Below are 14,606 nucleotides of genomic sequence, written 5' to 3'. Positions count from 1 at the left end.
ATGAATAAAGAGTTAGAGTTTGAGAATTCAATAAAGAGTATTTTAGAGTATATAGGAGAAGATACACAAAGAGAAGGGTTGCTTGATACTCCAAAGAGAGTTAGAAAAGCCTATGAGTTTATGTGTAGTGGATATAAACAGTGTCCAAAAGAGATTATTCAAAAAGCACTTTTTACTTCAACAAATGATGAGATGGTTGTTGTAAAAGATATAGAGTTCTACTCATTTTGTGAGCATCATATGTTACCAATTATTGGTAAAGCCCATGTTGCTTATATTCCAAATGGAAAAGTTGTGGGTCTTTCAAAAATTCCAAGAGTTGTTGATGTTTTTGCAAGAAGATTACAAATTCAAGAACAGATGACTGAGCAAATTTGTGATGCCTTAAATGAACACTTAAAACCAAAAGGGGTTGCAGTTATAATTGATGCAAGACATATGTGTATGGAGATGAGAGGTGTTGAAAAGATATGTTCAACTACTATAACTTCATCTTTAAGAGGACTTTTTAAAAGTGATAAGAAAACAAAAGATGAGTTTTTAAGTATAGTTTCTGCATCGTTTCAAAAATAGTATAAAAAACTGGAGAAATATCAAAATATTGGGATAATTTTTGAGTTATAATTTTTTTAAAGATAAAGAATTATAGGAGAATGAATAATTTATGAAATAAAATTTACTATATTTTTCATGTTTTCTTTAAAATTTTGTTTAGGTTCCTAGTAATATTTGTATATACTATAAATAAAGTATGTGTTACAATACAAAAAAATTATTAATCTTTGACAGGAGAGCATATTTGCAAATAGTTAAGATATTGGAACTAATTGGAAGAACAAAAGAACTTTTTGTAAAAGATATACAAACTTATGAAAAAGAGCTTTTAAAAATAGTATCAAGCTCTACATTTCTAGTTTTAGGTGGAGCCGGAAGTATTGGACAAGCTGTTACAAAAGAGATATTTAAAAGAAATCCAAAAAAGCTTCATGTAGTTGACATTAGTGAAAACAATATGGTTGAACTTGTTCGGGATATTAGAAGTAGTTTTGGCTATATAGATGGAGATTTTCAAACATTTGCACTTGATATTGGAAGTTGGGAGTATGATGCTTTTATAAAAGCTGATGGAAGATATGATTATGTTTTAAATTTATCAGCTTTAAAACATGTAAGAAGTGAAAAAGACCCTTATACTCTTATGCGAATGATTGAAACAAATATTTTTAATACAGATAAGACACTTCAACAATCAATTGATAATGGAACTAAAAAATATTTTTGTGTAAGTACAGATAAGGCTGCTAATCCAGTAAATATGATGGGTGCAAGTAAAAGAATAATGGAGATGTTTGTAAATAGAAAATCAAAACAGATAGATGTTTCAATGGCTAGATTTGCAAATGTAGCTTTTAGTGATGGATCTTTACTTCATGGATTTAATCAAAGAATTCAAAAAAATCAACCAATAGTTGCTCCAAATGATATAAAAAGATACTTTGTAACTCCACAAGAGAGTGGTGAACTTTGTCTTATGTCTTGTATCTTTGGAGAAAATAGAGATATATTTTTTCCAAAGCTAAGTGAAAATCTGCATCTTATAACATTTTCTGAAATAGCTGTAAAGTATTTGAAAAATCTCGGATTTGAACCATATTTGTGCAAAGATGAAGAAGAAGCAAGAGAGTTAGGTAAATCTTTGCCAAAAAAAGGAAAATATCCTTGCTTATTTACTGCTAGTGATACAACAGGGGAAAAGGATTTTGAAGAATTTTTTACAGATAAAGAAGTTTTAGATATGGAAAAATTTGAAAATCTAGGTATTATTAAAAATGAAGCAATTTATGAGGAAAAACTGTTAAATGAGTTTGAAAATGTAATAAAAACTTATAAACAAAAGTTATCTTGGACAAAAGAGGATATCGTAAAAGAGTTTTTTAGACTAATACCAGATTTTGGACATAAAGAAACTGGTAAATATCTTGATGGGAAGATGTAATGCAAAAAATAGTTGATTTTATAAAACAAAGTTTTAAAACGCAAGAGTTTATACCGCTTCATGAACCAAGATTTATTGGAAATGAAAAGAAATATTTAAATGATTGTATAGATTCTACATTTGTATCAAGTGTTGGAAAATATGTAGATACTTTTGAAAAAGAGTTTGCTAAAATTGTAGGAAGTAAATTTGCCATAGCAACTGTAAATGGAACAGCAGCACTTCACATCTCTCTTATTTTAGCAAATGTAAAAAAAGACGATGAAGTTATTACACAGCCACTTACTTTTATAGCAACTTGTAATGCAATAAGCTATATTGGAGCAAACCCAGTTTTTGTTGATGTTGATTTAGATACTATGGGGTTAAGCCCAAAATCACTTAAAAACTTTTTAGAGTCTAATTGCGAAGTAGTAGATAATAAATGTATAAATAAAACTACAAATAGACAAATTAAAGTTTGTGTTCCTATGCATACTTTTGGGCATCCTTGTAAGATTGATGAGATAAAAGATATTTGTGATAATTGGAATATTTCTTTAGTAGAAGATGCAGCTGAAAGTTTAGGAAGTTATTATAAAGATAAACATACTGGAACTTTTGGAAAAGTAGGGGCATTCTCTTTTAATGGAAATAAAATAATCACAAGTGGTGGTGGTGGAGTAATAGTTACAGATGATGTAGAATTGGCAAAAAGAGCAAAGCATATTACTACAACAGCAAAAATACCACATCCTTATGAATATGTTCATAGTGAAATAGCATATAATTATAGATTGCCAAATTTAAATGCAGCTTTACTTGTAGCTCAACTCGAACAGCTAAATAAATTTTTAGATTCAAAAAGAGAGTTAGCAAATATTTATAAAGATTTCTTTGAAACTACAAATATGAAATTTATAAGTGAAGCAAAAAATAGTAAATCCAACTATTGGCTTCAGGCAGTTTTATTGGGTGATTTAAAGCAAAGAGATGATTTCTTAGATTTTACAAATAAAAATGGTGTTATGACAAGACCTATTTGGAGACTGATGAATGAGCTTGAGATGTTTAAAGATTGCCAAAAAGATGATTTAAAAAATGCAAAATATTTAGAACAAAGAGTAGTTAATATTCCAAGTAGTGTGAGAGTATAATGAAAGAAAAAATAGTTCTTATTGGTGGTGGTGGACATTGTCATAGTGTTATTGATGTTATAGAACTTGAAAATAAATATGAAATTATTGGTATCGTTGATATTAAAGAGAATATCGGAAAAAAAGTTTTAAATTATCCTATAATTGCTCGTGATGATGATTTGGAAGAGCTATTTAAAACTTGTAAAAATGCTGTTATTACAATAGGACATATAAAATCAAATGAATTGAGAAAAAAGCTATTTGAAAAAGCAAAAAATATAGGATTTACTTTTCCATCTATCATATCACCAATCGCTTATGTTTCAAAACATACTTTTGTAGATGAAGGAACAGTTGTTATGCATAATGTACTTATAAATGCAAATACAAAAATAGGTAAAAATTGTATAATAAATACAAAAGCTTTAATAGAGCATGATTGTATAGTAGAAGATAATTGCCATATTTCAACCGCAACTGTAATAAACGGTGGAGTAGTTGTAAAAAGTGATAGTTTTGTTGGAAGTAATGCTACTTTAAAACAAAGTATAAAAATAGATGGATTCGTAAAAGCAGGGAGTTTGGCTAAATGAGGAAAGTATTTATCATAGCAGAAGCTGGGGTTAATCATAATGGAAGTATTGAATTAGCTAAAAAACTAATCGATGTAGCAGTTGAAGCAAAAGTTGATGCAGTAAAGTTTCAGACCTTTAAGGCTGAAAATTTAGTTTCAAAAAATGCACAAAAGGCTGATTATCAAAAAGAAACAACTAGTAAGGAAGAGTCTCAATTTGAGATGATAAAGAAACTTGAGTTAGATGTAAAAACTCATAAAGAACTTATCTCTTATTGTAATTCAAAAAACATTATGTTTTTATCGACTCCTTTTGACCATGATAGTATTGAACTTTTAAATGATTTAGGACTTGAAATATTTAAAATTCCAAGTGGAGAGATTACAAATCTTCCATATTTAAGACATATAGGAAAACTAAATAAAAAAGTCATACTTTCGACTGGAATGGCTAATATTGGTGAGATTGAAGATGCTATAGATATTTTAATAAATTCTGGAACAAAAAAAGAAAATATTACAGTTTTACATGCAAATACAGAGTATCCAACTCCTATGGAAGATGTAAATTTAAGAGCAATGCTTACTATTGGAAATACCTTTGATATAGAGTTTGGATATAGTGATCATACTTTGGGAATAGAAGTTCCAACAGCAGCAGTTGCCTTAGGAGCTAGTTGTATAGAAAAACATTTTACTTTAGATAAAACTATGGAAGGTCCTGATCATAAAGCTAGTTTAGAACCAGATGAGCTAAAAGCTATGGTAAAAGCTGTTAGAAATATTGAGAAAGCTTTAGGAAATAGTGTAAAAAAACCAAGTCAAAGTGAGTCAAAAAATAAGCCAATAGCTAGAAAATCAATAGTTGCAAAAAGTAGGATAAAAAAAGGTGAAGTATTAAATGAAAATAATCTTGTAATAAAAAGACCAGGGAATGGAATCTCTCCTATGAGATGGGATGAAGTTATTGGAACTATTGCTAGTAAAGATTATAAAGAAGATGAATTAATATGAAAATTTGTGTAGTAACAGGAACAAGAGCTGAATACGGATTACTTTATTGGCTAATGAAAGAAATTGAAGCCGATAAAGATTTAGAACTTCAACTTATAGTTACAGGAATGCATTTAAGCCCTGAATTTGGCTTGACATATCAGACAATAGAAAAAGATTTTAAAATTGATAAAAAAATAGAGATGCTTTTATCTTCTGATACATCAATTGGTATCTCAAAATCTATGGGATTAGCTCAAATATCTTTTAGTGAAGTATATGAAGAGTTAAAACCAGATATTTTAGTGGTATTAGGAGATAGATATGAGATATTTAGTGCAACAAGTGCGGCTATGATAGCTCGTATTCCTATTGTTCATCTTCATGGTGGAGAGACAACGGAAGGTGCATTTGATGAGTCAATAAGACATAGTATTACAAAAATGAGTCATTTACACTTTACAGCTACAGAAGAGTATAAAAATAGAGTAATTCAGCTAGGTGAAAATCCTTTTAGAGTTTTTAATGTTGGTGGAATGGGAATTGAGAATATCAAAAGATTAAAACTTTTATCTAAAGATGAGTTTGAGAAATCAATTGATTTTAAATTAAATAAAAAAAATATACTTGTAACTTTTCATCCTGTAACTTTAGAGAGGGACACAGCAAGAGAACAATTTCAAGAATTGATAGATGCTATAGATGAACTAAAAGATACAAATATTATATTCACAAAAGCAAATAGCGATACAGATGGAAGAGTTATAAACGAAATGATTGATGAATATGTAGCTAAGAATAATACTAAATCAGTTTGTTTTACTTCTTTAGGACAATTAAGATACCTAAGTGCTTTACAATATGTAGATGCAATGGTTGGAAATAGTTCTAGTGGATTAGCAGAAGCTCCTAGTTTTAAAAAAGGAACTATAAATATTGGAGATAGACAAAAAGGAAGAATAAAATCTTCTAGTGTGATTGATTGTGAAGCAAATAAAAATTCTATTTTAGAAGGATTTACTAAACTATATTCAAAAGAGTTTCAAGAAACTTTAAAAACCATAAATAATCCATATGGAGATGGCTGTGCAAGTAAAAAGATAGTTGAGATTATAAAAAGTGTAGATTTGAAAAATATACTTAAAAAACCATTTTATGATTTAAAGGATTAAAATGCAAAATATAGAAAACATAAAATTAACAGCAAATTCAACAATAAAAGAGGCATTACAAATAATCAACCAAGGTGCTATACAAATAGCACTAGTGGTAGATGAAAATGATAGATTAATAGGAACTCTTACAGATGGAGATATAAGAAGGGGACTTCTAAAAAATTATACTTTAGATGATACTATAAATGATTTATATTTTAAAAATCCTATTACTTCTTTAAATACTGAGACAAAAGATAAAATAATACAAAAAGCTATAAAAAATCAAATTTATCAAATTCCAATTGTAGATGAAAAGAATGTTTTGGTTGATATAGTAAATTTAGCAACTTTACTTAAAACCACAAATAAGAGAAATAGAGTTATTTTAATGGCAGGTGGACTTGGAACAAGATTAAGACCACTTACAGAAGATACTCCAAAGCCTATGTTAAAAGTTGGGAATAAGCCTATTTTAGAAACAATTATTAAAAACTTTGCAAGTCACGGGTTTATAAATATTACAATTAGTTTAAACTACAAAGGTGATATTATAAAAGATTATTTCAAAGATGGAAGTGATTTTGGAGTAAATATAGATTATATTGAAGAAAATAATAGATTGGGAACAGCTGGAGCCTTGAGTCTTCTAAAAGATAAACCAAACGAGCCTTTTTTTGTTATGAATGGAGATCTATTAACAGATGTAAATTTTTCAAATTTATTAGATTTTCACTCTTTTGCAAATGCGAATGCTACAATGTGTGTAAGAGAGTATGAGTATCAAATACCATATGGAGTAGTACAGACAGAAGATGATAATATTATAGCAATAGAAGAAAAACCTATAAAAAAATTCTTTGTAAATGCAGGAATTTATGTTTTATCTCCAAATATTTTTGAGCTTATTCCAAAAAATGAGTTCTTTGATATGCCAACTCTTTTTAATATATTAGTGGAAAAAGAGAGAAAAGTTTTATCTTTTCCTATTCATGAATATTGGCTTGATATTGGTAGAATGAGCGATTTTGAACAAGCACAAAGTGAATATTTTAGAGTATTTAATGAAAAATAGATATTTAGCAATAGTCCCAGCTCGTGGAGGAAGTAAAAGACTTCCAAGAAAAAATATACTTGATTTATACGGCAAACCACTTATTGCATACAGTATTGAAGCTGGACTTAAAAGTAAATATATTGATAAAGTTGCTGTAAGTAGTGATGATGATAAAATTTTAGAGATTTCAAAAAAATATGGAGCAGAAGCTATAAAAAGACCAGATGAATTAGCAAGTGATACAGCCACAACATTTGATACAATAAAACATGCAATAGATAACTTTGAAGAGTATGATTATATAGTTTTACTTCAACCGACAAGCCCTCTTAGAAATGAAAAACATATAAATGAAGCAATAGAGTTTTTAGAAGAAAAAAAAGCTGATGCAGTGATAAGTATTTGTGAAATGGAGCATAGCCCACTTTGGAGTAATACTTTGCCAGAAGATAGAAAAATGGATAGTTTTTTAAGAGATGAAGTTATAAATAAACGAAGTCAAGATTTAGAAAAATATTATAGGCTAAATGGAGCTATTTATATATGTAAAACTGATAAACTTTTAGAAAATAAAAGCTTTTTTCTAAAAGACAATATTTTTGCATATATTATGAATAAAGAGAGTTCTATTGATATTGATGAAGAGATAGATTTTGAAATGGTTAAATTATTAATGATACATAAGTAAATTAAGGAAAGATATGACAGAAGCACAAATACAATTACAAAATGCACTCACAACTACTTTTTTGGCAAATTTAGTATTTTTAAGTGAGTATGATAATGAACTCTATCATAGAGTAGATGAGTTATCAAGAATGATAGAAAGAGGAGAATATAAAGAGAAATATGCACTAGAATTTAATATGAATGATGGTGACTTTGATATTTATGATATTTTAAATGATAAATATTTGTACAATAAGAATCCAAAAAAATTTAATAGTGAATTACTAAGAAAATCTGAACAATATGAAGGAAATTATATATTGGATTTAGCAGAACATTTTTCTCCTATTCATAAAGGTGTACCTATTATTGATAAAACAAATAGATTTGAGTTTGAAAATATGACTCAGTTTAATACTTTAAGTGTAAATAATGCTTGGGAGTATCTAAATGCTATTGGAGACTATATTGATAACAAGAAAAAAAGATTAAAAAATATAAAAAAATTTATTTTTTTAGGGACGCTTTTAGGAAGGCATATACCAAAAATTGCAAAAAATATAGATGCAAATATGTATTTAGTTTTAGAAAGAAATTTAGAAATATTTAGATTGTCTCTTTTTACTGTTGATTATACAATTCTTGCAAAAAAACATGTAACCTTTTCTATTATGGATAATGTATTTGATACGGAAACTAAAATTAGTAGGTTTTTTAAAATGAATTATTTAGAGAATTATCTAATTAAATTCTCAACAACAACGATTAATATAGAAGAATATATAGATAATATTTTAAATAGTTTACATATATTAAATCCTGTTGCTTATGACTATAATAGAATGCTTTATGTTCATTTTAATAGAGCAACAAAATATATTAAAGATGGATATAAATTTTTGCTTTTTAATAAAACAAAAAAGAGTTTAAATTTATTAAAAAATATTCCTGTCTTATATATTGCAGCAGGACCATCATTAGATGATAATATAGAGTGGATAAAACAAAATCATAATAGATTTTTTATAGTAACTATTGGAGCAGCATATAAAAAATTACTTTTAAATAATATTCATATAGATGTTATATCTACATTAGATCAAGATTTTAAAGCTTTAAATGAAAAACAATTTGATGATGAAAGTGTGGAAAAAATTTCTAAAAATACTATTATCTTTGCTTCAAATATGACAAATGAAAATATACTAAAAAAATTTAATAAAGATAATCTATTTTTATACGAAGTTTTTAGTAAACTTCATAAGGATAATATAGTTTTTCAAGGTTTTAGTGTTGGAGAAATAACTCTTAATATTTTGTTAGATTTAAATATAAAAGAGCTTTATTTAATAGGACTTGATTTAGCACTAAATCAAGAAACTGGTGAAAGCCATTCAAAAGATTCAAATTCTGCTACAACTAAACTAAATTTAAATGAAAAAATAAATAGAGATACCTATAGTGCAAGAGAAAGTTTAATTAAGGTAAAAGGTAATTATAGAGAGTATGTATATACAACCCCAATGTTTTTTAGTTCAATAAAAAGCCTTGAAGAAAAAGTAAAAATAAAATTTAAAGATGTAGTAATTTATAACTTATCTACAAATGGAGCATTTTTTAATGGAGTAATTCCAGTAAAACAAGAAGATATCAACTTTAATGAATTAAAAAAGGTAGAGTTTGGATATGATGAGCTTATAAAAAAATTAAAATACTACTCTTTAACAGGAATCTCATCAAAATCAAAAGAAATTATTAATAAAGAGATAGGGTTTATTGAAAAAAATATTATAGAAATTATAGATAAAATAAAGAAAACTAAATATAAAAACTTTGAAGAACTTCTTGTAGATGAATATTCAATATTAACTACATTGGATATTAATAATTGCGACCTTTTATACCAAATTTTAGTAAATTATTTCCAAATTAGTGCACCATATTTACTATATCATTTTAATGATATAAAAATAAAAGATGAAAGTAAAAAGGTTAAGAAAATACATGAGATATCTATAAGACAAATTAGGGATATTATTGAAGATTATCTTTTATGTTTAAAAAGAGTTATTTAATAAGATTACTTTAATTAATTAAAGTAATCTTAAAATATTTTATAAAGTTGCTCTTTTATTGAAGTAGTCTAAGAACATTTTGAGAAACTGCATTTGATTGACTAATAGCATATGACCCAGCTTGAGATATTATATTTAGTTTATTAAAGTTTGCACTCTCTTCCGCATAATCAACATCTCTTAATACAGATTCAGCATTTTTAATATTTGTAGATTGAGTCATAAGGTTTCTAACTGCTGATTCAACTTGGTTTTGAGTAGAACCTATATCTCCTCTATAACCATTTAATACAGTTATAGCTCTATCAACAGCTTTTTGACCAGCAGAAGCAAAAGATCTTGTGAATGCATTAGCAGTACCAGCAGAAGCACCAGCAGAAAGTGCAGCTCCATTTGAAACATGACCTTTTAATGAAACAAGGCTAAATCCAGTTATATTTGCTTGAATAGTTGCTGTTGAAATTAAATCTGCTGTACTTTCACCAATTTGAAAAGATAAAGCAGATTTAGCAGCTCCATTTGTAGCACTTTCTTGAAGTAAAGCAGTACCATTGTAGTTAGTTTGTTTTGCAATATTATTTAATTGGTCAAGTAATTTAGTAACATCTTTTGCAATAGCAGTTCTACCAGCTTGAGATGTAGTATCTGTATTTGCTTGGATTAGTTTTGCTTTTACAGTATCAAGAATCTTTGACTGCTCAGCCATAGATTTATCAGCAATTTGAAGTAAAGCAATAGCTGAGTTACCGTTTGAAATACCTTGGTTTATAGATGTAACTTGTGTTCTAAGTTTATCAGCAATTGCAAGACCAGAAGCATCATCGCTAGCTTTATTGATTTTTAAACCTGTACTTAGTTTTTCTAAAGAACTAGCTATACTTCTATTTGTATTTGTAGAAGCTTCTTGAGCTGTAAGCGAAGATATATTTGTGTTAATTTTCATAAGTTTGTCCTTAGTTTTGATTTATTTCACAGTGTAAATAAAACTTAATGACACAATTATTACAAACTAATTCATAAAATTAGTTTAAATAAAAATTAAAAATAAGAAAAGTGGAGAAAAATCTCCACTTTTTAATAAAAGAGAACTAAAACTACTTAACTATTGAAGTAATCTAAGAACATTTTGTTGAGTTGCATTTGATTGGCTAATCGCATATGACCCAGCTTGAGAGATGATATTTAATTTATTAAAGTTTGCACTCTCTTCAGCATAATCAACATCTCTAATTACAGACTCAGCTGCTTTAATATTTGTAGATTGAGTCATAAGGTTTCTAACTGCTGATTCAACTTGGTTTTGAGTAGAACCTATATCTCCTCTATAACCATTTAATACAGTTATAGCTCTATCAACAGCTTTTTGACCAGCAGAAGCAAAAGATCTTGTAAATGCACCAGTTGCTGTTTTCGTAGCACCAGCAGAAAGTTTAGCACCAGCAGAAACTTGAGTTTTTAAAGAAGTTAAACTATAACCAGTAACATTAGCTTTAATTGATTTTGTTTTTATCATATCAGCTGTACTTTCACCAATTTGGAAAGATAGTCCAGTTTGAGCACCTTTAGCTGAACCAGCAGTACCTACACTTTTTTGTAATAATGCAGTACCATTATAGTTAGTTTGATTTGCAATATTATTTAATTGGTCAAGTAATTTGTTTACGTCTTTTGCAATAGCAGTTCTACCAGCTTGAGATGTAGTATCTGTATTTGCTTGGATTAATTTAGATTTAATAGTATCTAAAATCTTTGATTGCTCAGCCATAGATTTATCAGCAATTTGAAGTAAAGCAACAGCTGAGTTACCATTTGAAATACCTTGATTTATAGATGTAACTTGTGTTCTAAGTTTATCAGCAATTGCAAGACCAGAAGCATCATCAGAAGCTTTGTTGATTCTTAAACCACTTGAAAGTTTTTCTAAAGAGCTTTTGATACTGTTGTTTGTGTTAATCGAAGACTCTTGTGCGTTTAATGAAGATACGTTTGTATTAATTCTCATAATAAATCCTTTATGAATTTGTAAAATAGTTTATGAATATTCAAAAAATATCCAAAGCCTAAAACCTTCTTGTCTTTAAAAAAATCCAAGCATAGAGTTCAAATTTTACTTTGTCTCTTCGGATTGAATCCAACCCTAAATTTTATAATCGAATTATTATATAACTTTTCTTAAATTTAGTTTAAATTATAGCTGTATTTGAACTCTTTTTTAAAATTACACCACTTTCTATATGTTTGGTATATGCAAACTGGTCAAATAGTGCAAATTTTACTATTTTGTGAGTTTTTGTTAATTCTTCTAAATCTCTATGCAGAGTCTCTGGATTACAAGAGATATAGATAATATTTTCAAATTTCTTTGCTAAAGCTCTTGTATTATCATCTAGTCCACTTCTTGGTGGATCCATAAAAATAGTGTCAAAATCGTATGATTTTAAATCAATATTTTTTAATCTATTAAAAGCTCTTTTCTCTTCTAAAGCTTCTGTTAGCTCTTCTGAACTCATTCGTACAAACTCAATATTTGATATATTATTTAAAGTACAATTTCTAAGAGCTGATTTTATAGAGGTTTTTGATATCTCTGTTGCTAAGACTTTGTTAAATTTTTTACTTAAAGGTATAGTGAAATTTCCACCTCCACAATAAAGCTCACATAAATCTTTGCTTGAGCTAGGAGTGTTTTTTAAAACCCACTCAATCATTTTTATATTTACAGCGGTATTTGGTTGAGTAAAACCATTCTCTTCATAAGCAAATTTGAACTCTTGGTTTTCAACATTGAGTGTTTCGTTTATAAAATCACTACTTAAAATAATTTTTTGTTTTCTGCTTCTTCCAATTATTTTGATATTTAGGTTTTTTTCTATCTCTTTTGCTAGATTTATCCACTCATCTTCTAGCTTTTTGTGATAAATCAAAGTTACTAACATATCATTTGTGCTACTACTTAAAAATTCAATAGCAAAAAGCCTAAAAGATAGAAGCATAGATTTTTGAAGCTCATTTAAAATTTTTGGCATAAGGCTTGCAATACTTAAACTAACCATAGAACAACTATCTATTTTTAAGATATTTTTATCAAAATCATTCATAGCAAAAGATAATGTATCTTTGCTATTTTCTTCATCTTTCTCCCACCAAATTCTAAACTCAGCACGATTTCTAAAATTTTGAGAGTTGCTTTTTATGATATCAAAATCAGTTTCTACTAGATTTTTAAATCTATCTTTTTCTCTTTCTATCTTATAGTTTAGTTGCTCATCATAATTTTTATCATAAAGTGTACAAGAAGCACAAGAGCCAAAATATTTGCAGTTCATAAAATGTTATCCTTTTTTTAAAGTTTGTATTATATGTAAATATTGGTAAAAGTAGATATAATCATTTAATATTTAAAAAGAAGAGTTTATGAAAGAAAATTGGCAAGAGCAACTAAAAGATTTATTAAATTGTGATTTAAAAACATTATATCCATTAGCAAGAAGCCTAAATAGAAAGTTAGAATTTTATGTTGGACCTACAAATAGTGGTAAAACTTATAATGCTATGAAAAAATTAAAAGAGGCAAATAGTGGACTTTATCTTGCTCCATTAAGGCTACTTGCACTTGAAGGTTATGAAGATTTAAAAGAGAGCAAAATAGAAGCATCTTTAATAACAGGTGAAGAGCAACAGTTAAGTGAAGAGGCAGCACATATTTGCTCAACTATTGAGATGTTAGATTTTGATATGGAAGTTGATGTTGCAGTTATTGATGAAGTACAAATGCTAGAAGATGTTGATAGAGGTTGGGCTTGGGTAAATGCTATTATTGGTGTTCCTGCTAAAAAAGTTATTATGACTGGAAGTGTAAATGCTCTTGATGCTGTAAAAAAAATAGTTCAATACTTGGGCGAAGATTTAGAGATAATAAGGCATAAAAGAAAAAATGAGTTAAAAGTTTTGCAAAAATGGACGGCACTTGAAAAGCTTGAGAATGGAACAGCTTTGATAGCTTTTTCAAGGGCAGAAGTTTTAAAACTAAAACAAAAACTTCAAAAAAAATACTCTGTATCTGTGATTTATGGAAATTTATCTCCTGAAGTAAGAAGAGATGAAGCAAGAAGATTTAGAAATGGACAAAGTCAAATTTTAATAGCAACAGATGCTATAAGTATGGGGTTAAATCTACCTATAAAAACAATACTTTTTACAACAGACACAAAGTTTGATGGAGTTAGTAAAAGAAAAATAAGTGTAAATGAGATAGTACAAATTGCAGGTCGTGCTGGAAGATTTGGAATTTTTGAAGCTGGATATTTGGGTGCTACACGAAGAGATGTTTTAGAGTATATAAAAGAGGAGTTTACAGCTTCTATAAAAACTATAAAACCTCCATTTAAAGTAAAAATCAATAATTCTCAATTAGAAAACCTTTCTATGCATCTAAAGACAAAATCGCTAACAAAAGTTTTAAACTTTTTTGCTTTAAATATGAAGTTTGCTGGTCCTTTTGAAGCTGCGAATTTATCAAGTATGCTAGAAGCTTCTAGGATAGTTGATAGTAAAGATGGTTTGAGTTTGGAAGAGAAATATCTTTTATCACAAGCTCCGATTACTACAAAATCAACTATTATTGTTCAAGCCTATAACTCATACATTGCAAGTGTAATTAAAAAACGACCAAATCACTACAAACCATCTATTACTTTACCAAAAAAAGCAATTACACAAAAAGATTTACTGCTTGTTGAAGATGAGGTAAAAAAAATATCTTTATATCTTTGGCTCTCATATAAGTTGCCTGAACTCTTCCCAGACCATGATAAAGCTTTTATTTTAAGAGAATCTTTTAATAGATTTATTGAAAAGTCTTTAAAAGGTGTTTTAATAGATGAAAAAGTAGAAGCGAAACCTTTTTATAAAGATGAAAGCGAGAAAAAAAATAATTTTAATTCAAGAAGAAGAAAAAGATTTTAATATAT

At 27.8% G+C, this 14,606-nt stretch carries 13 protein-coding genes; 10 read left to right on the top strand and 3 right to left on the bottom strand.

All coding sequences use genetic code 11. The features are described from left to right. The 9 genes from folE to ATR_RS08975 all read left to right on the top strand — a co-directional run bounded on the left by folE (nucleotide 1) and on the right by ATR_RS08975 (nucleotide 9,636). Nucleotides 1-573, top strand: a complete 573-nt coding sequence (gene folE / locus ATR_RS09015; protein WP_115429102.1) for a GTP cyclohydrolase I FolE — start codon at nucleotides 1-3, stop codon at nucleotides 571-573. 232 nt (nucleotides 574-805) lie between these two features. Further along, on the top strand, nucleotides 806-1,996 hold the full coding sequence (locus tag ATR_RS09010) for a UDP-N-acetylglucosamine 4,6-dehydratase (protein WP_115429502.1): 1,191 nt from the start codon (nucleotides 806-808) through the stop codon (nucleotides 1,994-1,996). Then, nucleotides 1,996-3,132 (top strand): LegC family aminotransferase, encoded by a 1,137-nt coding sequence (locus tag ATR_RS09005; RefSeq protein ID WP_115429101.1) that lies wholly within the window; start codon nucleotides 1,996-1,998, stop codon nucleotides 3,130-3,132. Before ATR_RS09010 ends, ATR_RS09005 begins: the two co-directional genes overlap by 1 nt. Then, the gene (locus ATR_RS09000) at nucleotides 3,132-3,707 is read left to right on the top strand and encodes a NeuD/PglB/VioB family sugar acetyltransferase (protein WP_115429099.1); all 576 of its coding nucleotides are present in this window, start codon (nucleotides 3,132-3,134) and stop codon (nucleotides 3,705-3,707) included. Before ATR_RS09005 ends, ATR_RS09000 begins: the two co-directional genes overlap by 1 nt. Further along, complete coding sequence (neuB, locus tag ATR_RS08995) at nucleotides 3,704-4,702, top strand: N-acetylneuraminate synthase (RefSeq protein WP_115429097.1); 999 nt, start codon at nucleotides 3,704-3,706, stop codon at nucleotides 4,700-4,702. The genes ATR_RS09000 and neuB overlap by 4 nt, the downstream gene beginning before the upstream one ends. After that, a complete protein-coding gene (neuC, locus tag ATR_RS08990) occupies nucleotides 4,699-5,853 on the top strand; it encodes a UDP-N-acetylglucosamine 2-epimerase (protein ID WP_115429095.1) in 1,155 nt (384 codons plus the stop codon). The genes neuB and neuC overlap by 4 nt, the downstream gene beginning before the upstream one ends. 1 nt (nucleotide 5,854) lies before the next feature. Beyond that, nucleotides 5,855-6,910, top strand: a complete 1,056-nt coding sequence (locus ATR_RS08985) for a nucleotidyltransferase family protein (RefSeq protein ID WP_115429093.1) — start codon at nucleotides 5,855-5,857, stop codon at nucleotides 6,908-6,910. Next, nucleotides 6,900-7,580, top strand: coding sequence for an acylneuraminate cytidylyltransferase family protein (locus tag ATR_RS08980; RefSeq protein WP_115429091.1), 681 nt, complete (start codon nucleotides 6,900-6,902; stop codon nucleotides 7,578-7,580). Before ATR_RS08985 ends, ATR_RS08980 begins: the two co-directional genes overlap by 11 nt. 13 nt (nucleotides 7,581-7,593) lie before the next feature. Beyond that, the gene (locus tag ATR_RS08975; RefSeq protein WP_115429089.1) at nucleotides 7,594-9,636 is read left to right on the top strand and encodes a motility associated factor glycosyltransferase family protein; all 2,043 of its coding nucleotides are present in this window, start codon (nucleotides 7,594-7,596) and stop codon (nucleotides 9,634-9,636) included. A gap of 55 nt (nucleotides 9,637-9,691) precedes the next feature. Here ATR_RS08975 and ATR_RS08970 read toward each other — a convergent pair whose 3' ends face one another. The 3 genes from ATR_RS08970 to trmA all read right to left on the bottom strand — a co-directional run bounded on the left by ATR_RS08970 (nucleotide 9,692) and on the right by trmA (nucleotide 12,962). Continuing rightward, nucleotides 9,692-10,579, bottom strand: a complete 888-nt coding sequence (locus tag ATR_RS08970) for a flagellin (protein ID WP_115429087.1) — start codon at nucleotides 10,577-10,579, stop codon at nucleotides 9,692-9,694. A 159-nt stretch (nucleotides 10,580-10,738) separates the two neighbouring features. Next, the gene (locus ATR_RS08965) at nucleotides 10,739-11,638 is read right to left on the bottom strand and encodes a flagellin (RefSeq protein WP_115429086.1); all 900 of its coding nucleotides are present in this window, start codon (nucleotides 11,636-11,638) and stop codon (nucleotides 10,739-10,741) included. A gap of 181 nt (nucleotides 11,639-11,819) precedes the next feature. Further along, entirely contained in the window at nucleotides 11,820-12,962 is a 1,143-nt protein-coding gene (gene trmA, locus ATR_RS08960) for a tRNA (uridine(54)-C5)-methyltransferase TrmA (protein ID WP_115429084.1), read from the bottom strand. A gap of 88 nt (nucleotides 12,963-13,050) precedes the next feature. On the opposite strand from trmA, the gene ATR_RS08955 reads away from it, so the two are divergent. After that, nucleotides 13,051-14,601 carry a helicase-related protein gene (locus tag ATR_RS08955; RefSeq protein WP_115429082.1) on the top strand — a complete coding sequence of 517 codons (1,551 nt, stop codon included), beginning with the start codon at nucleotides 13,051-13,053 and terminating at the stop codon, nucleotides 14,599-14,601. The last annotated feature ends 5 nt before the right edge of the window (nucleotides 14,602-14,606 follow it).

The organism is Aliarcobacter trophiarum LMG 25534 (assembly GCF_003355515.1).
GTDB classification, from domain to species: Bacteria; Campylobacterota; Campylobacteria; order Campylobacterales; family Arcobacteraceae; genus Aliarcobacter; species Aliarcobacter trophiarum.
Note: the sequence above shows the minus strand (reverse complement) of the source record. Positions and strands in the feature narration are given on the sequence as shown.